A 22,177-nucleotide genomic window follows, 5' to 3' on the forward strand; every position below is an offset into this window, starting at 1 on the left:
AGTGTTACACGTGATTTTTCCGATAAAACGTTCGCAAAACATGCGTTTCAAGGTCAGCCAGACGGACAGGGATCGGCAGCCTGCTTTCTCGATTGATCATTTTCATTGTGATCTGATAGCTGCTTTCTAAATCAATGTTATGTCCGCAAGACAAAAAGATAGGCTTCACGTCCCGCCGCGTTCGCAGCGCCCGTCCATATACCTCGCCATCAATGAGAATATCGGTGTAGGCGCCGACTTCATTTTCGGGCATCTCGAAATCGCAGCCTTTAATTTTGAGATAGGTTTTCGCAATCCCAATTGTAGGCTTACCCAGAAAAAAAGCCGCATGGGTGGCAACGCCCATATGATTGTAATGCAGATACCCGTTGCCATCAAACAAAAACACATCCGGCTCCGCCTCCAGCTTTTTCGCCGCCTCGATGATCAAAGGCAGCTCGCGAAACGCAAGAAAACCGGAAACATACGGCACGCCGATTTTCCCCATGCTGTGCACTTTTTCAATCACTTCTTTTGTATCAGCGTCAATCACGATGATACTGCATACGCCGTACGGTTCCCCGTCCTGCTCCCAATAAGCGAGGTCGACGCCTGCGCATGTGTTGACGGAGTCTGGATGGATGACGGGGGATAGGTTGATTTTATGTATAAGGGATTGTTGTGTTCGAACAAAATCCGATTCATCTTTTAGATCAAAATCGTGAATTTGATGTATTTTCATTTCACTTGTTTTCCTCTCTAAAAATAGTCTTCGTGCTCAATCGTCCTGCGTTTCGATCTAACGAAGACTCCTTCAACAAATTATATCTTTTATCTTTTGGGACATCTAATTTATTATGTTTTCTTACCATGAGAACCTCTGTTAGTAACTATTCATTTCCTAATCTTTAATTTTAATAAGGTTCAATCTCCTTATGGGTACAACCCAAATAAATATACTAATCATTCATAGCTTTCGGGGTTATAAAAGCGACTAATTGACCTTCAGGATAGATACCTTTCCATCCACAAGGCCATCCGCCGGATTTATATACTTGAAACATTTTCTCAAAAAGATTGTCTTTATTACCGTTTACCAGATGATTGATTGCACATTTATACAGATCTGACTCTACTTCTTCAGCAATATCTCAAAAATCCATAGGAATGAAATCTTCAGAATAGTTATCATCAGAATTGAAAATATTCGATAATTCTTCATCTATTGTTTTTAAGTGATCATTATTTGAAATTATACCCAGCAACTGTCCGGTTTCATTTGATTTTACATCTTGCCAAATTACTTCAACTTCATCAGTATCTTGAGACCGATGCTAATTGTTGAGCGATTTCAAAATCTTCTGTAAGTGTAATATATCAGACAAATTCCGATTATTATTTTTAAATAATTCTCCATGCTTAATAAAGTCAATTACCTCTTCCACTAAATCGCTATATTCACCGAAACTACTCATTTATTTAACCACCTTTCCCATAATTCCTCTGTAGCCCCCGCCCTTTGCTAAAAAGAAGGCTTTTTGTTTTTTATCCTCCCCTCTTTAGTTTTATACCGATAAAAAACCTGAAAGGCGTAAAAGAAACCAATCCAGGTAGGACTTCTATCGTTTTTTAATCAATTAGTAACTCCAAGTAATATATTTAATTAAGGCTTCTCTCCAGTGTTCATAAAAAGAAAAAATTAAAAAGCAGGTACAGTATAATACCTACTTTTTACAACAAATTTATGCTCAGGAAATTTTTATTTCAAATGACGTTCCAATTATTATCCATTACATAAATTGCATAAGCTAAAGGACTATCAGTAAACTCATACGCCGGATCCAGAATAAAGCAATTATGTACTTTGACTTGTTAGGTGAAATAATATCCTTTAATAGGACATCTTTCTCTGATCAGGTCTCAATGCATCAAAATGAAAATTCATTATTCATATAAACTTTCTATTTCAATACCCCAGAAGTTCCCTTCATTTATACAATTTGAGTCTACTCTTTTCAGTTCTTCTTTCAACCATTCAATTACATATTCAGGAATATCATTGTCGATAAAAGCATCTTCTCCATTAATCTGAATAGCTTTGTCAATCATTTCTGAGAAAAGCAGTATACTTTCTGCAAATTGATTTATTGAAGAGTTAATAAATACTTCTTTATAGTCATTACCATTATCTAAATAAACAATTCTCTCGTTATTTTCTATAATACAAATTGGATCTCCGGAACCAGTAGAACCTAACAGCCAATATTTTCGAAACGCTTCCGACACATCAAAGATACTTCTAACTGGTTTAAATGATGTTTGAAAAGAAGTGAAATCCAAATATGGCGGAGGGGTTTCAGGTAAACCTCCTAAAGAAATAAATTTTTTAAATTCCTCCGAAAAAGGAGTCTCTGCTAAGTCATCATATGGAAACTTTAATATCGGACCATTTTTATTAACATCCCAACTTCGATTAAATTCTTCGGGTAATAACATCGTGTCACCTTCCTGATTCTTTTCTGAATGTTTCTAGTCTATTCGCAATTTGATCGTCTACCCCAGTAATTCCCCATTCTTTCTCAACATTATGAATACCACCATATCCAGGATGAAGGCTTTTAGGTAAAGCTGCGGCCTGGCCTCCTTCTCCAATATGATGATGTCTCATTGGGTCTTTTAAGTAATCTGCATACTGTGGAAAATGTTTTATAAATTGCTCATCAACAACTGGGACTCTTCCTCTTTTAATCTTAGCAGTATTTTCAGCACTCCAAAACTCAGGATTACTTTTTAGCAGCGTATTAAAAAACTTTTTCGCATTTCTCTCCCAGCCAGCAGCATTTGTCCCAGATTTTCCCTTACCCTTGAAATTCATCTCTACTACAAGCCTAGGATCAATTAAATACTTATTATCGTAGTTTGAAAGTTCTCTGCCTTTATATCCTCTAATTCGATCGTATTTTCCGTCATTATTCCATTTGCCCGCCATCTTCGCAATCCCAAGATCCTTAACAGCCGTCTTTTCCACATCAACACGGACTGTTGGGAATCCGTACGTAAAGCCGTTCGCTGTTACTGGGCGTTCTGCATACACGCGGACGTTTGTCGGGACTTTGAATTGTTTAACTTTTTCTAGTGTCTTGTTAGCTTTTTGAACTTTTGAATGGGTTGCAAGCGGTATGCCTTTGTTTACATGCTTCGCCAATGCACCCGCTCCAACCAAACTCAGCGCAGCTTCCAGCGCCCCTTGCTTCCGCTTCTCCTCAGACACTTTGTTTCCGAACATATCCCGGCCTGTGACGGCTTCTGAGAATCCGTTTGAGGCAACAAGGCCGTATGCGCCCATTTCTGTCATTTTGAGAATGTCTAAGGATTTTCCGGTTTTATAGGCATCTAAAGCGTGTTCTGCGGCAATGACGGTTTTTCCGGTTTTGTAAATGGCTTTTCCGCCTTTGAAAGCGCGGCCCGCCCAGCCGACGACCGGTATGAATCCGGCGGCGGCCATCGCTCCTGCTGTGACGCGTTCTGCGGTGGAGAGTTTTTCTCCGGTAACCGGATCAACGCCTTCGGCTGCTCTTTTATAATCATAATAGCCGGTGACTTCGCCGGTAAAGTTGCAGATGCCGTCCCATGTTTTTTCGTACCATGGTTTATTGGCTTCTTCTTCAGCCTTTTCCTGAAGCCGTCTTGCTTCGGCCTGCTGGGCTTTTGCGTCAATATAGTCCGTTCCCTGTTTTTCTGTCGCCATAACGCTTTTGTAGATTTCATTGCTGTGGAAAGCTTTTTTGTCATAGTACATAGGGGATGCGCTTTTCCCGTTGCTGGTGGCCTGCATGAGAACGGAATATTTGCTGAGCACTGCGTTGTCCAGAGATTCTAAGTTTTGATATTCAGCGGTCAGGGATTCATCAAGCGTATCGACTGCCGTGATCGTGTCGCGTCTGGTTTTCTGGGCATCGCCCATTTTATCAGCGTAATCATCCAGCGTATATGTGTCGAGATGAATAATATCGCTGATGCCTGACAAAATTGAATCGATTTCTGCTTTATGAGCGGAGACAATCTCTGAAGCTTTCAAATCCGCGTTGGGCAGCTCATGCTCCAAAAATGAAGTCTCCGCATATGTATCGCTGAGTTCTTGATCTTTAATGTCACCTGAAATGCCATTTAAAAACGCAATTTGAGCAGAGACAAGCGTCAGCCAGCTGTCGGCGATTTCCGCTTGTCCCTGAAAAAAATCTTTTATATTGTCTGCGCCTTTCCCTTTCAAAGCATCACCCAGATCGGCCACGCCTTGAAAGGCTTGTTTGAGCGCACGCAGCTGCTCTTCAAGGGCTTCGTATTGTTTCCTTCTCTTATCTGCTTCGTCCGTTAACGATTGTGATTCAAACACTTTGCTCATCGGCAAGTCCTTTCTTTCGTTATTTTACGGCGATCGCCTCGTCCTGTTCTTTCAAAGAATCTACGTTGTCTTTAACGTCCGCGATATTCTTATGAACGGCCTGCTTGTATTCGCTGATCATTGATACAAGCTTTGCCTCGCGGGATTGGTACTTGGAGGTATAGTCGAGCTTGTTTTTTCCGTTTGAACCGGCGTTCCCGATCGAAACGGCCTCCAAAGCGCTGCTGACGGATTCAAGCTGCTTCATGACGGCTCCGTATTTGAGTTTTATTTCTGCCATTAAAACCAACTCCAGCTTCTTTTGATTGATTGTATTTTTTCTCCGACCGTGTCAAGGGCTTCTTCTCCCAGCGTCAGCAGGTGCTCTGCCTCTCTCGCGATGCTTCTGGCGGCAAGGAGCCCTCCTTTTTCAATTTCAAGCTGTGTCATCTTTAAGCCGATTCGGTAAATATAACCGTCGTATTTGTCTGTAACGATTCTGTATGCTTCTGTATGGGCCTGATCGCGCCGGTCATCAAATTCTTCAGCAAAAGTGCCGGTCCAATGATGGTCCAAGTGCGGCTTGAGGATGTCTCTGATTTCAGATACGCCCTCTTCCTGCAGAGATTCTATCTCTCTTTTCGCTTCTTTTAATTTATCAATTTGGTGTTCAACCTCGCCCAGTTTATGGCTGATTGTGCTGTTAATATGGCTTAATGTGCTTGAATGGCTCATCTTTTTCACCTCGTCTTACGCAAAAAGTCGTACAAAAAGCACAGACTTTTCCATACTATATTTCCATATATTATATTTTAAAATAGACAGAAAGCAGCTTAAATAGGTTAAATGACTTATTTTCAGCAGCCGAGATGCTCATCATTAACGCCAAAAGACTCACATAAACGGCATATCCATTCATTGATCTCCTCTATGTATCCATGATAAATTCCCTAAAAAAGGAGACAGTGATGAACCGTCTCCTTTGCCTTGTATCATGATCATCATACTGTCGTTAACTGCAGTCCCAGTTGTACAAAACGTTTGAGAAATCTTTTTTCTTCAAATCTTCCGGTCTGATAAAGAAATTGGCGATTCCCACATCTCCCCACATCGAATCAATGTCATCATCTGAATCAATTTGCAAAAGCAGAATCGTATGGTTTTGATGGGAGTAAGACCGCGGATCTTCCTGGGTGAAGGACGCATAGCCGCCGATTTTATGGCCGAATGCGTTCGCCGTATATTCGTCATACACCTCATCGTCAAACTGCTCGAAATAGTCAAAGGCATCCATCCCGGCATACCGCCCGAATTGAAAATCAGACGGGAGCACCCATTCAGCAGACAGCTCAGGGGTGATCAGCGCTTCGGATTGAATCGGAAAATCGTACTCCTCTTCAACCTGAACGAAAGAAAAATCATCCATGAGCTCTGCTTCTTCTGCTGTCACTTGTTCAAAATATTTGACGCAGAAACCCGTTTGCGCGCACCCGTCGTCAAAATTCAAACCGTATACGTCATCACTGACCGATATGTAAAACTGAAGAATGCCGGTGTCCGGAAAATCAGGAAGTCCGGGCATATCCGCAAAATTGATTTGAGCGAGAAGCTTCATCGGCCTGCCGCTTTCATCTTCAGGATATGGTTCATGTTTCGGAAAATAGGGGTCTCCGGCCATTTTACTGTCATACCGACCCGTTTCAGCTTTTTTGACGTGCAGTTTGATAAAGGGCCGTGCTGACGTTTCCAGCAGACCGCGGGATGATTCCATTTGCTTCGGCAATTTCCATGTTTTTTCCACGATAAATATCCCCTTCGTCTCTAATGATTGTATGATAAAAGGCCGGCGCAGTCCGCCGGCCTTTCAAGTGACAGAATCAGTCTGAGGCACGACGGCTCTTCTTCCGATTGAGATATATTCCACGCCCGCCTGTTCCGCTTCCTCAAGCGAGTGGCAGTTTCTCCCGTCGAAAATAACCGGGGTTCCCATCAGCTCTTTGTACGCTTCAAGCGGGAAGTGTTTAATTTGTTCCCAATCTGTCAGAATCAGGACGGCATCCGCTCCCCTGACGGCTTCTTCTATGGACTCCCGATAGGAAACTTCAGCCGGAAGCAGCCCGGAAGCCCGGAATGAAGCGATCGGATCGTACGCTGTTATCCGGGCGTCAAGAGCCGCCAGACGATCCGCAATGACAATGGACGGCGCATCCCGCATATCATCTGTATTCGGCTTAAAAGACAGCCCTAATAACGCGATGGTTTTCCCCGTCACACCGCCGAGCCTGTTCAGCACTTTATCAACCAGCATGGACTGCTGGTTATTGTTGACTTTAATGACGGACTTCAGCAATTCAAAATCATGCTCCACATGTCCCGCGATCTGCACGAGGGCGTTTGTATCCTTCGGAAAACAGGAACCGCCGTAACCGATGCCGGCTCTTAAGAATTGATTGCCGATCCGTTTATCCAATCCCATTCCGTGTGCGACTGATTCCACATCCGCACCGACTTTTTCACATATATGAGAAATTTCATTAATAAAACTGATTTTTGCCGCTAAAAATGCGTTTGACGCATATTTGATCATCTCAGCGCTTCTGATGTCCGTATGATATACCGGAATCGCAAGCGGCGCGAAAACCCGGTCAAGCGTTTCCCGCGTCTGCCGGTCTTCAGCCCCGATCACGATGCGGTCGCCGTGAAAGGTATCGTGAATCGCCGAACCTTCACGGAGAAATTCCGGATTCGAGGCGATTGAAATGTTCACGTCCGCTTTCAGCCGTGAATGAATAACTTCGCTGATCCTGTCATTCGTTCCCACGGGAACCGTGCTTTTTGTCACGACGATCGCATCTTTAGAAATATGTTCGGCAATCCGTTCGGCGACATTTTCAATATAAGTAAGGTTTGCGTGCCCGTCTTCTTTTTGCGGCGTTCCGACCGCTATAAAAATAACGTCCGCTTCCGCAAGCCCTTTTTCGTAGCTCGTTTCAAATGCCAGCCGATGCCGGCCGATATTTCGTTTCATCATATCTTCAAGGCCCGGTTCAAAGATAGGGGACAATCCCTTTCTCATCTGCTCAACCTTACGTTCGTCAATATCTATGCATGTTACGTCATGGCCGATTTCTGAAAGAGACACTCCTGTCACAAGACCGACGTAGCCTGTTCCGATCACTGTTATTTTCATCGTGTTCCCCCAACCGTTTAGAAATTGCTGCTGGGCAGCTTACCGTTATTATCATATGATCCCGGCGCCGGCGGAATGCCGGAAGCCTGAGGTCATGATAGGAAAAAACGGCGCCGGCCGCTGATAATAGCATAAGCATAAAAGAATCATCTTGCAAAACAGCCGCTTACGCTTCATTTAAACGGGATGGAGACGACGATTAAAAAAGACCCCAGCGCTTACGGCGGGCCACAGGCAGCGGAGGTTCCTTATAAACGGCTTTGTTTTCAGCAAGAAGCGCCGCATTTTCCGTGAGCATGTAAATCAGCTCAGCCCCTGCTTCTTTTTTCAGAACGCCGAGCGCCTCCTGATAATAAAAATTTCTCGGTCCGAGATTATGGGCGTCAGATGCGAGAAAGTGGATCAAATTCGCTTCAATCAGCTGCAGCGAAAAGGATTTCGCTTTCCGCCCGAATACTCCGGCAATGCAGCCGGCCGTCACTTGGGCGGCCGCCCCTTTCTTCACAAGATTGTAAAGGACGGAAGGGTTTTCGCGAATTTCCCTGTTCCGCTCCGGATGGGCGATGACGGGGACATATCCGTTCAGCTGCAGTTCATAAAACAGCCTTTCAGCGTAGGCCGGGACATGATCCGCCGGAAATTCCGCCAGCACATACTTTGTATCATGGAGCGGGACAAGCGAGCCGCTTTGAAGACCTGCCAGCAGATCTCCGTCTGTTCTGATTTCCTGGCCGGGCAGAACAGTCAGCGGAATGCCTTCCTTATTCAAACGTTTGTTTAACAAGCTGACCGCTTCGTTGACCGTATACCGGTACGTGTCATAGCGGTATTTCACATGATGCGGCGTCGCGATGATCGTATCAATCCCCTGTCTGACTGCTTCTCTCGCCATCTTCAGGCTTTCTGTATCATCCGCCGCGCCGTCGTCTATGGAAGGAAGGATGTGACAATGGATATCTATCATATTTCAATCCCTCCTTAAAAAGAATGGACCGCGCCCATTATGACATTATTGTCCGTAATAGGCGTAGTCCGAGTGTTTCGTTTGTTTCTTCCCGTTCATCACGGCCCCAAGGAGCTTGCACGGGCAGTAATCGAGCGCTTCTTTCGCCTTGGCCGCTTTTTCCTTGTCCGTTTTCCCGCTTGAGATCACCATAATGGCCCCGTCAGTGTAGCTGCCTAATATTTTCGTATCGGCTACGGCCAAAACGGGAGGCGTATCCAAAATCACCTTATCATAAACTGCGCCGGCTTCTGACAGAAGATCTTTCATGGCGCCCGTCGATAAAAGCTCCGCCGGATTGGGCGGGATCGGCCCGCTCGTTAAAATATCCAGGTTTGCTTCATCAGCCGGCAGGACGGCTTTCTGAAACGGCATCTGTTTTAACAGCAGTGACGTTAATCCGGTTCCGTTGTCCAATTTGAAGGTGAAATGAACCGTCGGTTTGCGCAGATCCGCATCAATTAAAAGCACTTTTTTCCCCTGCTGTGCAAATACGACGGCAAGGTTGGCCGCGGTTGTCGATTTTCCTTCTTCCGGGCCGGCGGATGTAATCAAAAGGGACTTCACCTCCGTATCAACGGAAGAAAATTCAATGTTTGTGCGGATCGTACGATATTGTTCTGAGTTGATGGATTTCGGCTCAGACATCGCAATCACACTTCGTTTTCCGAGTTTGTCTTTTTTACGCGTCAACATGTCCGCCCCCCGCTTGTTTGGTTTCCGCCATCCTCAAGTTTTTGGCAACGCTGTCTTTTGTACTGATTGAAGTAACCGTTCCCAGGATCGGGATGCCGAGCAGCGATTCCAGCTGTTCTTCCGATTTGATCGTATTATCCAGATGTTCCAGCAAAAAGGCGAGACCGATTCCGCCCAAAAGTCCGGCGGCAAACGCAATCGCGATGTTCAGCTTACGGTTAGGCTCTGCCGGTGACTGGCTGTCCGCCGCTTCGGCCTTTGAAAGGATGCTGACATTATCCACGTTCATGATGGCGGTGATCTTGTCCTGAAAAACGGCTGCAACCGCATTTGCCATAACGGCCGCCCGCTTAGCATCCGTATCCCGCACGGCAATCGTCACGACTTGTGAATCCTGCTCGCTGGATACTGTGATTTTCGATTCCAGCTCTTTCGAAGTCATGGACAGATGCAGCTGTTTAATCACTTCGTCGAGAATGACCGGGCTTTTGATGATGACATTATACGTGTTGATTAATTGGAGGTTGGTTTGAACGTCATTGAATTGGACTTCTTTTTGATTGTTTTTGGATTGGCTGACCAAAATTTGAGTTGAGTTTTCATAGACCGGCGTAAGAGCGAAGAAACTGATGAGTCCGCCTGCGGCAGATGCCGCCGCGGTAATAATAAGTATAAACAGCAGACGCTTTCTCAGTATTGCGAATATTTCCTTTATGCTTGTAGATTCTCCCATATAACCTCCATATCACTTTCCGCGTATTCCCATTCCCTCCAATGATCTTTTCCAATTACGATTATACAGCTTTAAACTGTCATTTCTAACCTTTTCAAATGACAAAATTCGACAAAAATAGACAATCACTTCAATCTGTTTTATTTTTGTAAGCGCTTTAAATACTGGTGTTACAGGAAGATTAAAAAATCCCGCGGCCAAGAGCCTGCGGGATTTTATGTTGCATATCCATTTTTAATATAAGAAATCAAATTCTCAAGCATTTCTTTTGTGGTCATCTCAGAGGACTGCTCACCGATGTCGTGCGCATGCATTAAAATCTTCAGAAACTCCTCTTGATCTAACTTCGTTTTCTTCATCATTCGTTTCCTTTCGGCTTCCATTAAATTGAAAACAAGATTATTATATGCTGTCGGGTGCTGTTTTGCAATCTCTAATACATCATTCGACACATTCGGGTTTTTATGTCCTTTTTTAGGAAAAACTTTTTCCGGGCCATGTGTTGCGATATAATAGAGGAATTGGAATCTTTTTATTTTGTGACTCGTTAGGAGCGATAATCATGCTTCAGGATATGATTGCTAAAGAAGATGTGCTCGCAGCGGCTGAACAGCTTAAAGAACTTCTTCCTTACAATGAAGACAATGTTCAGCTGATGAAGAAAGCACTCATTTTATATCGGCAGGATTCCGTCTATCGTATACAGGTTCAAACCCCGACAGAGATTTCCGCATATGTGCAGGATGTTGTGCCTGTAAGGGTCACGCTGAACTTATTTTTCATGGTGAAAAGCGGCTGCGCATGCCCGTCTGAGGCGATCTGCCGCCACGTGCTGGCCGTTTTTCTTTACGTATATGCCCAATTCGAGCGGGTCGGTACCTTTACCGAACATTGGCTGGAAAGAGAAAAGCTTGAGGAAAGCAGGGAGCTTGTCCGCCGGCAGTTTCGGGAAAAAGTGCTGCCGAATGAAGAGTCGCTGTCAAGCTGGCTCGCTTTTTTTGATTCGGAATTCTCGCTGTGGGAGGCGCGGACGCCGGCCGGAAGCCAGACGATGCAGGGCCTTTATTACGGCTATCTGTCAGCGCTCAAAAAACACGCCCCGAAAAAACCCGAGCTTAAAAGCTTATATCAGATTCATTCGGCGCTTGCCGTCTGGCTTCACATGTTCACTTTGATTGAGTCAGGCAGATTGGATGCCGAAAAAGATTATTACAGCATCAATCCATACGTGGAACAGCTGATGGATACGATTTATTCCTCCATTGACAGACTGAAAACGTACGCCTTGTCTTTTTCACTCGATCCTTTTTTAGACCGGACGCCCCCGGTGCTCCGCAGACTGCTTGTGAAAGAAGAGCTTTTTCAATACGAACGCCTCCGGGTATTCGGTGAGATGTGGAGCGCCCTTTTGAACCGGCCGAAATGGGTTGCGCGTGAACAGGAGATTCTCGCACAGGAAAGCGGGCGCCGTTTTTCGCCGGAAGTGCGGTTCGGACGGCTTCATCTGGCCTTTTTGCAAAAAGATGATGAAGCGGTCTTCCAAGATATGTCCCGCTTCCCTCCTGAAGCGCTGCCGTATACTTTTCAATGGCTCGGTGAACTCACCGCGAAAAAAGACTGGAAACGGCTGAAAACATGGTATGGCCGGCTCGAACCGCTTGCCGTGAACTATACGAAGCTTGATAAGCCGTTTAAAGAAATGCGCGACATCATCGGAGAGCTGTTTGCGCTATTGGCGGATTATGCGCGGCACTCACGGGATGATCAGCTGTTTGAACGGTTTGCTTCCGGCTGCCTTCCCTATACCTTTACCGAATACAGCCAGTACCTGTACGAAAAACGGCGGTACGCGGAGTGGGTGGAGATTCACAGCCTCGTCGGTTTTTCCGTCTGGGAAATCGAAAAGGACATCCTGAAGGAAATTGCCGCCAGTGATCCGGAAGCGCTCATTCCCTCCTATCACCGGGCGGCGGCCTTTTTTATCGACCAAAAAAACCGCAGCGCCTATAAAGAGGCTGCGCGCCATCTGAAAAAACTGCGGACGCTTTATAAAAAGGCAAAAAAACAGCAGGTATGGGAGCGGTATATCAGCCGGCTGAGCGCAAGTTACAAGAGGCTGCGCGCCCTTCAAGAAGAATTGCAGAAAGGAAAGTTGATTGATGGCGAGTCTTAAGGAAATTTTCATTCATGTAGAACAAATGGAAGATTGGACATTTACGCTGTCAAGCCATGATGAGAAGGAGCAGCCGCTTACTCTCAGTCAGATGAAGACTCATTTGTTCCAATGGCATGAGTCCACCTTTTACGGAACGTTTCTTGAAGACGTCAGCTTCATAGGCACTCCGGCCGTTCTGCTCAGCCCGTGGATGACCGTCGAGCTGCTCGGAAAAAACTCGTTCAATTCATTCAGCACCGTGCAGCTGACAAAGGAAACGGAACCATTAATCGAAGCGGCTTCGACGATATACGAATTTATTGCCGACGGCGATTTTCTTCCGGACTATGAGGCTTGGCAAAATGGCGTCCTGCGTTTCAAAGACCGCGAGCTTTTGCTGGAAGGCTTTACGGCAGACTGGTTCTCAGCCGCGGTCCAGGACTACATTCAGTACAATGATGACCTGCTGGAAAAATGGCGGCGGATCGAAACCCGCTCACCGGCCGTTCATACGTTTAAAGGCTCCTTTTTGGATGAAGATGATTTTCTCGAGGGAATCGGCTGGCATGACGATCTGACGCCGTTTACCGTCGGGCTTCGATTAAACGAGCCTGATTTCGACGGTGACGACTGGAAAATCGAAATGTTTTTACGTGAGAAAAAAACCGGCTCCATCACCTTTTTTGACGGACTGAAGGGACTGAAAAAAGCGTGGCAGGCATACAGCGGAAAAATCGCGCGCGAACAGGACCGCTTCCGCAGAACGGTTCCCTGGCTTTCGTTTGATTCAGGAACGACGCTGATTTCTGAAGAAGAGGCTTGGATCTTCTTATCGGAAGCGAGTGAGACGCTTGTCGATATGGGTGTGGAGATTCTTCTCCCATCATGGTGGCAGATTGTCCGGGACAGCAATATGATGCTCAAGGCGAAAGTGTCATCCTCCCCGCGGGGCGAGTCCTTCGTCGGCATGAACGCTCTGCTTGATTTCAACTGGAGATTCGCCACTAACGGAATTGAGCTGACAGAGGATGAATTCAATGAGCTTGTCGCAAACAACAGACGACTCGTCAACATCCGCGGCCAATGGGTGAAAATTGATCCTCAATTCATTAAACAAATGAAAAAACTGATGGAAAAAGCGGAATCTGAGGGCCTCCACATGTCCGACGTGCTGGCGCGCGAACTGATGGATCACGGGGAAAACGGAGCCGAAGACACGGACATCATTGACTCATCGGCATTTGCCGGGATCAAGATCGAATTATCAAAGCATCTCAGAAGCCTGATCCGCAAACTGACGGAAGCCCGGGATCTGCCGGAACATGAAGTCAGCGCCGCATTTCAGGGCCAGCTCCGCCCTTATCAGATGTACGGCATGAACTGGCTTCTGTTTTTACGGGAAAACGGCTTCGGCGCCTGTCTCGCAGATGACATGGGACTTGGAAAGACGATTCAGATGATCGCTTATTTTCTCCATGTGAAGGAAAGCGGCCGGCAAAAAGCGCCTGCCTTAATCATTGCGCCGACATCGGTGCTCGGCAACTGGCAGCGTGAGCTCCAGACCTTCTCGCCGCAGCTGAAGGCCGTGCTTCATTACGGCCCCCGCCGGCCGAAGGGGGAAGCATTTGTCCCGGCCTATCAGGACGCGGACGTCGTTCTTACTTCTTACGGCCTCTCGCACGCCGATCAGGAAGAGCTTTCTTCCGTGACATGGAGCACCATCTGCCTTGATGAAGCGCAAAATATTAAAAACGCGCATACGAAGCAGTCCCGCGCGATCAGAAAGCTGAAAGGCGTCCATCATATCGCGCTGAGCGGAACACCGATGGAAAACCGCCTGACAGAGCTTTGGTCGATCTTTGATTTTATGAACAAAGGCTATCTCGGCAGTCTGACCGGCTTTCATAAACGCTATGTGCTGCCGATTGAAAAAGACCGTGACGAAAAAAGAATCAACCAGCTTCAGCAGTTAATCCGGCCGTTTTTACTGCGCCGGACAAAACGGGATGAAGAAGTGGCGCTTAATCTTCCTGACAAGCTGGAACAAAAAGAGTTTATCCCGCTCTCAGCCGAACAGGCATCCCTTTATGAACAGCTTGTCAAAGATACATTTGAACATATGGCTTCTCTGACCGGGATGCAGCGGAAAGCGCTGATTTTGAGCATGCTCGGCCGCTTGAAACAAATATGCGACCATCCTGCGCTCTATTTGAAGGAAGAACAGACAGAGCTGTTAAACGGGAGATCCGTCAAACTGGAAAAGCTGCTTGATTTAATGGCGGCGATCCGCGGACAAGGGGAAAGCTGCCTCATTTTCACCCAATACATTCAGATGGGCAACATGATGAAGCGCCTCCTGGAAAAAGCATTCGGAGAACCGGTTCAGTTTTTAAACGGAAGCCTGTCCAAGCAGGAACGCGATTCTCTCGTCGAACGGTTCCAGAAGAAAGAATACCCGACGCTGATTTTGTCACTGAAAGCGGGCGGAACCGGCCTGAACCTGACGGCTGCCAATCATGTCATACACTATGACAGATGGTGGAACCCGGCGGTGGAAAACCAGGCGACCGACCGCGCCTATCGAATCGGCCAGGAACGGTTCGTCCATGTTCACAAACTCATTACGACGGGAACGATTGAAGAAAAAATTGATGCCATGCTCGAAACGAAACAAACGCTGAACGATCAGATTATCCAAAGTGAAAATTGGATTACCGAGCTGTCATCCGATGAGCTTGAAGAATTATTCACCCTCAGCGCATCGGCGCAATCACATTAAACGCAAAAAGGCCGGCTCTCTCAGAAGAGCCGGTCTTTTATGTCGTCCTTACTGTTACGCCGCATTTGCCATGAATGCGTCACGCCAGTCATGAACAGTATCGCCATACCTTTCACAGTAAATTCCTGATCATATGCGCAACGCCGTTTTGATCATTTGTCAATGTAACGGCATCAGCGATCTCTTTAATATCTTCTCTCGCATTCCCCATCGCTATGCCTTTTCCGGCCGCCTGAAGCATTGAATAGTCATTTAAGCTGTCACCGACCGCGGCGGTTTCAGCCATCGGAATGCCGAGCTTTTGCGCCAGCCGTTTGAGCGCCTGCCCTTTAGAGGCGTTTCGAGACGCCAGTTCGAAGTTGTGGTCGGCAGAGCTGACAAGGGTGAGATCTTTCTGACCGCTGAATCGGTCCCAGCCCGCTTTCAGCTTCCGCTCATCAAACGAAAATCCGAGAATATTATAAAAATCCAGATGCTCTTCTTTCTCAAAGAGCTCACGGTATGAATGAATGTAAGCAAAGCCGGACTGGCTGTATTGCACTGAAGCCGCCTGTTCCAAAACGGAAAGATCGGTTTCCGGATTGGCGCTTTTCACCCGGTCCATTTCGATATCGAGCAGCTGCCTGCCGGTTTCAGGCGTATAGATGGCTTTGTTTGTAAACACCTCATAGTAATATTGATTCTCTTCAAGCCAGGATAAAATCCCGCGGGCTCTTGTTTCTTCAATCGCATCACAGTGGTACAGGCTGCCGTCAGGAGCATGAATGGCGGCTCCGTTTGCGCTGATGACCCACGTTTTTATGCCGAGCGGTTCGAATATGGAGTGCACGTCAAAATGCGCGCGTCCCGTGGAAACCACGATTTCAATTCCCGCTTGCCGGGCTTCCCTTAAAGCCCGCTCATTTTCATCGCTTACTTGATGACTGCTGTTCAGCAGTGTGCCGTCCAGATCTATGGCAATCAGTTTCACATGTCCTCATCCTCTTCTTCAGATTCAGTTACAAGCAATTCTACGCCGTGCCGGTCGAGCAGATCGCAAAAATCCTGATCAGGCAGCCGATCGGTAATCAGCAGGTCAACCTCGTGCAAGTCTGCATACTGATAAAAACTCGTACGGCCAAGCTTGGAGTGATCGCTCAGCGCAATCACCTGTTCCGCCTGTCGGATCATTTTACGCTTTACCATGCCGTCTTCTTCATGAGGTATCGTCAGGCCGTTTTCCGAGATGCCGACAACGCCGATCAGCACCTTATCGGCGTGATAATCCCCCAGTTTTTCTACGACGGAAGCCCCGTATAAAAACCGGTGTTCCTTCTGGAGCTTTCCGCCGAGCAGGTGAATATCAATTCCCTCTTTTGCGGAAAGGATATCGGCCTGATTGATCGAATTTGTAATAACAGTGCAGCCGGTGACATTTAAATGCTCCGCGCAGGCCTGCACGGTTGTCGAAGTGTCCAGGATGATCCGGTCTCCTTTATGGATCAGGGATGCGGCCAGCTTGCCGATTTTGTTTTTCTCTTCAGAAACGGTTTTCAGCCGGCCCGAATAGCCCGGAACTTCCTGATTCACCGACGGCAGAATCGCGCCGCCCCGTGTTCTGATAATGGCCCCGCGCTCTTTCAGCTTTACAAGGTCCCTTCTTGCGGTATCTCTTGAAATATGAAGCAGCGAACATATCTGTTCAGCGGTAATCCGCCGATGCTGTTTCAAATATTCCATTATCGCAATCAGTCTTTCTTCTTGATACACGTCCTCATTCCCTTTTTCGTCACTTATCTGTAAGTAATTATAAGTTTTTATCCCGATATATTCAATGTTTTTAAGTATTCATAAGCGAAATCACTTCTTTTTAACCATTTTTTAGCTCCCGCACAAAAAAACCAGTCTTTCGACTGGCGAGTGGGAAGGAGGTATTGCGGGGCCCGCTGAATGGCGGGAAATCGAGGAAAAAAGCATGCTATTCAGCCAGCGGCTCTTTCCGTTTTTGATCCATAAACCGAACGGTATCAGCCATGACTTCGGTCACATAAACTTTTACGCCGTCTGTCTTTTCATAGCTTCTCGTCTGGATTCTGCCGCTTACACCGACCATTGACCCTTTTTGGCAGTACAATGCCGTGTTTTCAGCGTTTTTTCTCCAGATGGTGCAGTTGACGAAGTCGGTTCCGGTTTCACCCGACGCGCTTTTAAAATTGCGGTTTACCGCCAGCGTAATATGCGCGACGGGAATGCCCGCTGATGTAAAACGGAGCTCCGGATCTTTCGTCAGCCGGCCGACAAGCATAACGTGGTTAAACAAGCCGTATCCTCCTCTCTTTTTCGAGGCTGGCTTCATTGTAGTACAAGGGCTCGTGAAAGCAAAAAGCGGAAAAAGCCGTTATCCGTTTAGGCTGCTCTTATGTTTTCGTTTTTCTTTCTGATAAAAAAAACTTTTGTTTTTGACCGCTTATGTAATATGTATTTTTGAGCAGCCGCGAGAAAAGTTTCGTTTTGAGCCAGTCTTTCTCAAACATGCGGACAAACTTTCCGCCGTCCCATGCGAACCAGTAAAAACTCAGCTTTTTATCAGTCAGTGAAAGCTGAATTTTATACTGTTCCATGCGGTCTTTTGTTTCATATAAAAAGACGACATTTCCCCTTCTGTTAAGATGCACCTCACAATCTTCCTTTTTGCATACCAAGTAGGAATGATCGTCTTTTCGCCTTGAACCGTCTTCTATATAGATTTCCTTCAGGCGCAATTGATTCATAAGCATCTCTCCATGACCATATTCTTTTACATTATAATGAAAAAATAGAAATGATTAAATGTTGACCGCCTACAAAAATGATGAAGCATGTCTTACAGCATTTTCCCGGGAAAAATGATATGTGTTATAATAAATGAACGAAAAACATGGACAACAGGGGTGAAAATAAGAGATGAAAACCTTTAAACTGGTTGATCTGAATGTGGAACGTTTAGATAAAGACGATCAGCCGATTGAGCAGTTTCCCCTTTTAGACGGATTGATTATCAACAAAGAGGACGGAGAAAATCACTGGTTAATTGAAGCACTGGTCCCGGCCGAACACTTTTCTTTTTTTGACATGCTGATGAAAAGCCAGAAAGAAGCGAAGGTGTTTGTAACGATTACGAAAAAAAGCAACCGTCCCGCCCAGCTGACGGGAAGCATCAAAAATATCGTCGAGCTGGAAAGAAGTATACAAGTTTTAATTTACGGTCAAATGGTGTCAAGAAACCACCCCGGATCAGAAAGCATTCTGGAGTCGCTTGTGAAAGAAGGCTACTCGGGCAGCCGGCTGATTGAAGCGTTCAAACAAAAATTATAATCATGAAAAAGGCCGGACGTTAATCATCCAGCCTTTTTTTGTGCCTTAGTCATTGTGAGGAGCCCGCTGTTTCAGCAGATCTCTGATTTCAGTCAGCAGTTCTGTCTGCTGATCTGTTTCCTCGGCTTCTTCAGCCTCTTCTTCTGCTTCTTTTTTACGTCTCAGCTTGCCAATTGTGCGGATGACGATAAAAATAGAAAATGAAATAATGAAGAAGTTCACAATCGTTTGAATGAAGCTTCCGTACTTGATATGAGCCTCGCCGAATGTCACGGCCAGCCCTGAAAAGTCAAGACCGCCAAGAAGCAGGCCGACAAGCGGCATGATGATATCTTCAACGAGCGACGTCACGATTTTGCCGAAAGCGCCGCCGATGACGACACCGATTGCCAGATCCATGATATTGCCCCGCATCGCAAAGCTTTTAAATTCTGACCACATTAGATTCACCCCTTTCTATACAAAATGGGCTTTTTTATAAGCCCATTTGTTTGTTTTTATTCTCCGAGCGCAAAAGTTAATTCAGCTTCACACACGAGCTCGCCGTCAACTTTGGCAACGCCTTTGCCGCGTCCGATCGTACCGCGCGCGCGGGTAATATCAACCTCAAGCTCCAGCTTGTCACCCGGTTTTACCTGCTTTTTGAAACGGCAGTTATCAATCCCCGCAAAAAATGCAAGTCTGCCCCGGTTTTCTTCTTTAATCAGCATCGCAACCGCTCCGACCTGCGCCAAAGCCTCTACGATTAATACGCCCGGCATAACAGGGTATTCAGGAAAATGGCCGTTGAAAAAATCTTCATTCGCCGTCACATTTTTATATCCCGCCGCCCGTTTTCCTTCTTCGACTTCCGTAATTCTGTCTACCAGAAGAAACGGATAGCGATGGGGAATAATTTCTTTAATTTGCTGAGTATCAAGCATTCTCTTGACATCTCCTTCATCGACAATAGTATGTATAGAAGGTATATGTGGCAACCAATCTGTACATTTGGAAGTATATTATGAATCAATTTCTTTTTCAACCGCGCTGTAAACTGTAACCAGCTGGCAATGAGCCTCGTCCATTAATGTGTTATGATAAATAAAGATTTTTACCCTATGCAAAGAGGTTGGAAGATGATTGCTAAGTTTACTGAAAAACGTACGCGGGTGATGCTGAATGAGTGGTATGACGCCATGGGAAAACGCCAATTCGATCTAGCCCGTTCCCTTCACGAACAAATCAATCAGCATCTCCCCAAATTACAAAAGAATGCAAAGCTCAAACTCAGATATCAGCTGTTTTTCGCACGGTTTCAGCTGCTGTTTGAAAAAAAAGACGGTCTGAATAAGCTGTTCTGCGAGCTGAAGCGGCGCAAAGATGAGATGGATCATGAATTGACTTATTATTTCTATTTTTTCAAAGGGTTATTCCATATGGTGAATGGCGCTCCGAACCGTGCTGTCTGCCGCTTTAAAGAAGCTGAACAGTACCTGCCGGCCATTCAGGACCGTTTCGAAGCCGCTGAATTTTATTATAAAACAGCGGGTGCATATTACATGATGAAGTCGCCTGCGCTCTCCATTCAATATGTCAATAAAGCGCTGGAAATCTATCAAGATGAAGCCGGCTACATCAAAAAAACGCTCAGCTGCCGGCTGCTTCTCGCCGTGAATTATATAGACGAGGCACGCTATGACGACGCAGAACAGCTCTTTAATGAATCCATAAAGATAACGGACCGGATCAATGACAATAACCTGCTGTGCCACGCCTATTATAATTTTGGTTTTTTAAAGACCGCCCAGAAAAAAGATAAAGAGGCCCTCCCTTTTTACAAAAAGGTATTGGGCAATCAGCGTTTCGAGAAAGAGTCTCCCGTTTCCTACCTTCATTGTGTATACGAAGCGGTCAGAGCACTTTTTAAAACCGGTTCTGCCGCCGAAGGACAAACCGTGCTGCAGAAAGGTTTATACATATCTGAAAAAGTGCAGAACAAGATTATGAAATTGAAGCTGACCGCGCTCAACATACTGTACACCGCTCAGGAGGACCCGTACGACCGATTGCAGAAGCTTGTGCTGGAGCTGCAGAAAATTGAAGCGTGGGTGGATTTGGAAGTGCTGCTTCAGGATATTACTGATTACTACAAAAAAAAGGGCGATTTTGAGAAAGCCGCATTTTTTATCATGCGCGGCTGATCAAAACGCCCCTTCTTTTATCTGACTGAGTTGATTAAGCCCAGCATTTGGTCTCCCAATGTAATCGTGCGGCTGTTCAGCTGATAGGAACGCTGAGACACGATTAAGTCGGTCATTTCTTTTGACATATCGACATTTGAACTTTCAAGCGCGCCCTGCTCCATGCCGATTGCCTGCCGGTTTGCGCCGGTAAGCTCTTCAATCGCTGAAGCTCCCGCGCCGTTTACGGAAAACAGATTATCCCCTTCCGCATGAAGCGCCTGCGGATTATTGACATTGACGATGCCGAGATTAAACGTCTGCGAACGGGTTCCCGCCTGGTCTGAAGCAGTCAGCGTTCCGGTTTTGCTGATTTTCAGCTGAGTCAGCGAACTGTCAATTTGTATGGGCTGACCGTTCTCATCGAGAATGGGATTGCCTCCCGCTGTCATCAGCTGAAGCAGCCGGTCATTTCCGCCGGCCGGCTTGAGGGAAAGTGAGCCGTCCCTTGTATACACCCGCCGTCCGTCCGCTTCTGCCTGAAGATATTGATAAGGTGATGTGAACGCGATATCAAGGTCACGGTCGGTTTTTTTGATGCTTCCCTGCCCTGAGTCCAGCTGCGGGGTCATGACCGTTCCGGCGCCGAGACGCAGGCCGGGCGGCGTTTTCCGCATGTTCGGCGAATTTTCCTTTTTGTCATCTATATGGTCATACTGCTGTCTGATCAGCTCGGAAAAGCGGGAGTCCCTCGCTTTATAGCCTGTCGTATCACTGTTTGAAAGGTTGCTGCTGACTGTATCCATCTGCTGCTGAAGCTGATTTAAGGCTGTTGAAGCCGTCAGCATTGATCTGAGCATCATAATTGAACGTCCCCCATTTTGTTACACTTTGCCGATTTCATTTGCGGCTTTATCCATGCTTTTATCGTAAGCCTGAATGACTTTCTGATTGGCTTCAAATGATCTGTATGCTTCCGTCATTTCTGTATACGTGCTCGTCACGTCCACGTTCGAAAGCTCCGAGACGCCTTGCTTTAATGAATACGAGACTTGGGGATTCGCCGCCGCGCTCGGCAGTTCAGAGCCGTCGGCCGTGCTGTATAGGTCATTGCCGTCCCGTTTCAGATTGCGCACGTCTTCTTCCATTCTGATATCAATCTGCCCCGCCGGCCGGCCGTTTGTCGTGACCGTTCCGTTTTCTGATACGGTGAATTTTTCATTGTCGACTGTAATCGGCTGTCCGTTTGTTGATAACACAAGGTTTCCGTTTATCGTAAGCTGATTGTTTTCATTTAATGAGAAAGTGCTGCTTTTTGAATAGCGGACGCCGCCCGCGGTCTGCACGGGATAAAACAGCTCGGCGTTTTCATTCGTTTCGGCATTCTTGGGAACCTGATTCTCCATCAGCGCGATATCCGTCGGCTGATCGGTCGTTTTCAGGCTTCCCTGCGTAAACAACGGTTTCAGCTCCTGCATGTATACGCCTGTGTTGACGGAGCCGATTTTCGTTTTTTTATCGCCTTCTATTCGGCTCAGAAGCATCTCGGGAAAGGCGCGGATTGAACCTTGATCCTCTTTGTACCCTGATGTATTCGCGTTTGCGATGTTATTTGACAGCATTTCCGTTCTTCTCTGCTGTGTAATCATTGCGGACGTTGCGGTATATAATCCTTTTAACAAGTCTTCCACCTCTGAAATAGCATTATTTCCAGTTGCCTCACCGGAACATTTGTTCTATAATGAAAATCAGCATTTTTTCTTATT

At 46.3% G+C, this 22,177-nt stretch carries 23 protein-coding genes; 4 read left to right on the forward strand and 19 right to left on the reverse strand.

What is annotated here, in order from left to right; translation table 11 throughout:
* Positions 1 to 4: 4 nt before the first annotated feature.
* The 11 genes from J6600_RS17035 to J6600_RS17085 all read right to left on the reverse strand — a co-directional run bounded on the left by J6600_RS17035 (position 5) and on the right by J6600_RS17085 (position 10,341).
* Entirely contained in the window at positions 5 to 721 is a 717-nt protein-coding gene (locus J6600_RS17035; RefSeq protein WP_209387666.1) for an endonuclease V, read from the reverse strand.
* A 1,202-nt stretch (positions 722 to 1,923) separates the two neighbouring features.
* Positions 1,924 to 2,475, reverse strand: coding sequence for an SUKH-4 family immunity protein (locus J6600_RS17040; RefSeq protein ID WP_021494834.1), 552 nt, complete (start codon positions 2,473 to 2,475; stop codon positions 1,924 to 1,926).
* Between the two features lie 4 nt (positions 2,476 to 2,479).
* Positions 2,480 to 4,381 (reverse strand): T7SS effector LXG polymorphic toxin, encoded by a 1,902-nt coding sequence (locus J6600_RS17045; RefSeq protein ID WP_209387667.1) that lies wholly within the window; start codon positions 4,379 to 4,381, stop codon positions 2,480 to 2,482.
* Positions 4,382 to 4,400: 19 nt separating this feature from the next.
* Positions 4,401 to 4,661, reverse strand: a complete 261-nt coding sequence (locus J6600_RS17050; RefSeq protein ID WP_007614257.1) for a YwqI/YxiC family protein — start codon at positions 4,659 to 4,661, stop codon at positions 4,401 to 4,403.
* On the reverse strand, positions 4,661 to 5,095 hold the full coding sequence (locus J6600_RS17055) for a coiled-coil domain-containing protein (protein WP_014419065.1): 435 nt from the start codon (positions 5,093 to 5,095) through the stop codon (positions 4,661 to 4,663). The genes J6600_RS17050 and J6600_RS17055 overlap by 1 nt, the downstream gene beginning before the upstream one ends.
* 277 nt (positions 5,096 to 5,372) lie before the next feature.
* The gene (locus tag J6600_RS17060) at positions 5,373 to 6,161 is read right to left on the reverse strand and encodes a YwqG family protein (RefSeq protein ID WP_209387668.1); all 789 of its coding nucleotides are present in this window, start codon (positions 6,159 to 6,161) and stop codon (positions 5,373 to 5,375) included.
* Positions 6,162 to 6,224: 63 nt separating this feature from the next.
* A complete protein-coding gene (locus J6600_RS17065; RefSeq protein ID WP_209387669.1) occupies positions 6,225 to 7,550 on the reverse strand; it encodes a UDP-glucose dehydrogenase family protein in 1,326 nt (441 codons plus the stop codon).
* A gap of 199 nt (positions 7,551 to 7,749) precedes the next feature.
* Positions 7,750 to 8,514, reverse strand: a complete 765-nt coding sequence (locus J6600_RS17070; RefSeq protein ID WP_209387670.1) for a tyrosine-protein phosphatase — start codon at positions 8,512 to 8,514, stop codon at positions 7,750 to 7,752.
* 45 nt (positions 8,515 to 8,559) lie between these two features.
* The gene (locus J6600_RS17075; protein WP_021494829.1) at positions 8,560 to 9,249 is read right to left on the reverse strand and encodes a CpsD/CapB family tyrosine-protein kinase; all 690 of its coding nucleotides are present in this window, start codon (positions 9,247 to 9,249) and stop codon (positions 8,560 to 8,562) included.
* Entirely contained in the window at positions 9,236 to 9,982 is a 747-nt protein-coding gene (gene tkmA / locus J6600_RS17080) for a protein-tyrosine kinase activator TkmA (protein WP_007407552.1), read from the reverse strand. The genes J6600_RS17075 and tkmA overlap by 14 nt, the downstream gene beginning before the upstream one ends.
* A 215-nt stretch (positions 9,983 to 10,197) precedes the next feature.
* A complete protein-coding gene (locus tag J6600_RS17085) occupies positions 10,198 to 10,341 on the reverse strand; it encodes a YwzD family small protein (protein ID WP_003151259.1) in 144 nt (47 codons plus the stop codon).
* Between the two features lie 203 nt (positions 10,342 to 10,544).
* Here J6600_RS17085 and J6600_RS17090 point away from each other — a divergent pair, with 203 nt between their 5' ends.
* Positions 10,545 to 12,155, forward strand: a complete 1,611-nt coding sequence (locus J6600_RS17090; RefSeq protein ID WP_209387671.1) for an SWIM zinc finger family protein — start codon at positions 10,545 to 10,547, stop codon at positions 12,153 to 12,155.
* Positions 12,142 to 14,916 (forward strand): DEAD/DEAH box helicase, encoded by a 2,775-nt coding sequence (locus tag J6600_RS17095; protein ID WP_129093794.1) that lies wholly within the window; start codon positions 12,142 to 12,144, stop codon positions 14,914 to 14,916. Before J6600_RS17090 ends, J6600_RS17095 begins: the two co-directional genes overlap by 14 nt.
* 112 nt (positions 14,917 to 15,028) lie before the next feature.
* Here J6600_RS17095 and J6600_RS17100 read toward each other — a convergent pair whose 3' ends face one another.
* The 4 genes from J6600_RS17100 to J6600_RS17115 all read right to left on the reverse strand — a co-directional run bounded on the left by J6600_RS17100 (position 15,029) and on the right by J6600_RS17115 (position 17,666).
* A complete protein-coding gene (locus J6600_RS17100; RefSeq protein ID WP_014419072.1) occupies positions 15,029 to 15,886 on the reverse strand; it encodes a Cof-type HAD-IIB family hydrolase in 858 nt (285 codons plus the stop codon).
* The gene (locus tag J6600_RS17105) at positions 15,883 to 16,665 is read right to left on the reverse strand and encodes a transcriptional regulator GlcR (RefSeq protein ID WP_003151250.1); all 783 of its coding nucleotides are present in this window, start codon (positions 16,663 to 16,665) and stop codon (positions 15,883 to 15,885) included. The genes J6600_RS17100 and J6600_RS17105 overlap by 4 nt, the downstream gene beginning before the upstream one ends.
* 208 nt (positions 16,666 to 16,873) lie before the next feature.
* The gene (locus J6600_RS17110) at positions 16,874 to 17,215 is read right to left on the reverse strand and encodes a single-stranded DNA-binding protein (RefSeq protein WP_003151249.1); all 342 of its coding nucleotides are present in this window, start codon (positions 17,213 to 17,215) and stop codon (positions 16,874 to 16,876) included.
* Positions 17,216 to 17,312: 97 nt separating this feature from the next.
* Positions 17,313 to 17,666: a hypothetical protein gene (locus J6600_RS17115; protein ID WP_003151247.1), complete on the reverse strand. Its 354-nt coding sequence runs from the start codon at positions 17,664 to 17,666 to the stop codon at positions 17,313 to 17,315.
* Positions 17,667 to 17,838: 172 nt separating this feature from the next.
* Here J6600_RS17115 and J6600_RS17120 point away from each other — a divergent pair, with 172 nt between their 5' ends.
* Entirely contained in the window at positions 17,839 to 18,249 is a 411-nt protein-coding gene (locus tag J6600_RS17120) for a YwpF-like family protein (protein ID WP_007407558.1), read from the forward strand.
* Between the two features lie 45 nt (positions 18,250 to 18,294).
* On the opposite strand, the gene mscL is transcribed toward J6600_RS17120, so the two are convergent.
* Together mscL and fabZ are read right to left on the reverse strand one after the other, a co-directional pair.
* Positions 18,295 to 18,690 (reverse strand): large conductance mechanosensitive channel protein MscL, encoded by a 396-nt coding sequence (gene mscL, locus J6600_RS17125; protein WP_014419073.1) that lies wholly within the window; start codon positions 18,688 to 18,690, stop codon positions 18,295 to 18,297.
* Positions 18,691 to 18,746: 56 nt separating this feature from the next.
* The gene (gene fabZ / locus J6600_RS17130; protein ID WP_003151242.1) at positions 18,747 to 19,172 is read right to left on the reverse strand and encodes a 3-hydroxyacyl-ACP dehydratase FabZ; all 426 of its coding nucleotides are present in this window, start codon (positions 19,170 to 19,172) and stop codon (positions 18,747 to 18,749) included.
* 195 nt (positions 19,173 to 19,367) lie between these two features.
* Here fabZ and J6600_RS17135 point away from each other — a divergent pair, with 195 nt between their 5' ends.
* Positions 19,368 to 20,432 (forward strand): tetratricopeptide repeat protein, encoded by a 1,065-nt coding sequence (locus J6600_RS17135; RefSeq protein WP_029325723.1) that lies wholly within the window; start codon positions 19,368 to 19,370, stop codon positions 20,430 to 20,432.
* A gap of 17 nt (positions 20,433 to 20,449) precedes the next feature.
* On the opposite strand, the gene J6600_RS17140 is transcribed toward J6600_RS17135, so the two are convergent.
* A complete protein-coding gene (locus tag J6600_RS17140; protein ID WP_095271313.1) occupies positions 20,450 to 21,271 on the reverse strand; it encodes a flagellar hook-basal body protein in 822 nt (273 codons plus the stop codon).
* Positions 21,272 to 21,295: 24 nt separating this feature from the next.
* The gene (locus J6600_RS17145; protein WP_007614310.1) at positions 21,296 to 22,093 is read right to left on the reverse strand and encodes a flagellar hook-basal body complex protein FlhO; all 798 of its coding nucleotides are present in this window, start codon (positions 22,091 to 22,093) and stop codon (positions 21,296 to 21,298) included.
* Positions 22,094 to 22,177: the final 84 nt, after the last annotated feature.

It is taken from the genome of Bacillus sp. LJBV19, assembly GCF_017797845.1.
Taxonomy (GTDB): domain Bacteria; phylum Bacillota; class Bacilli; order Bacillales; family Bacillaceae; genus Bacillus; species Bacillus velezensis.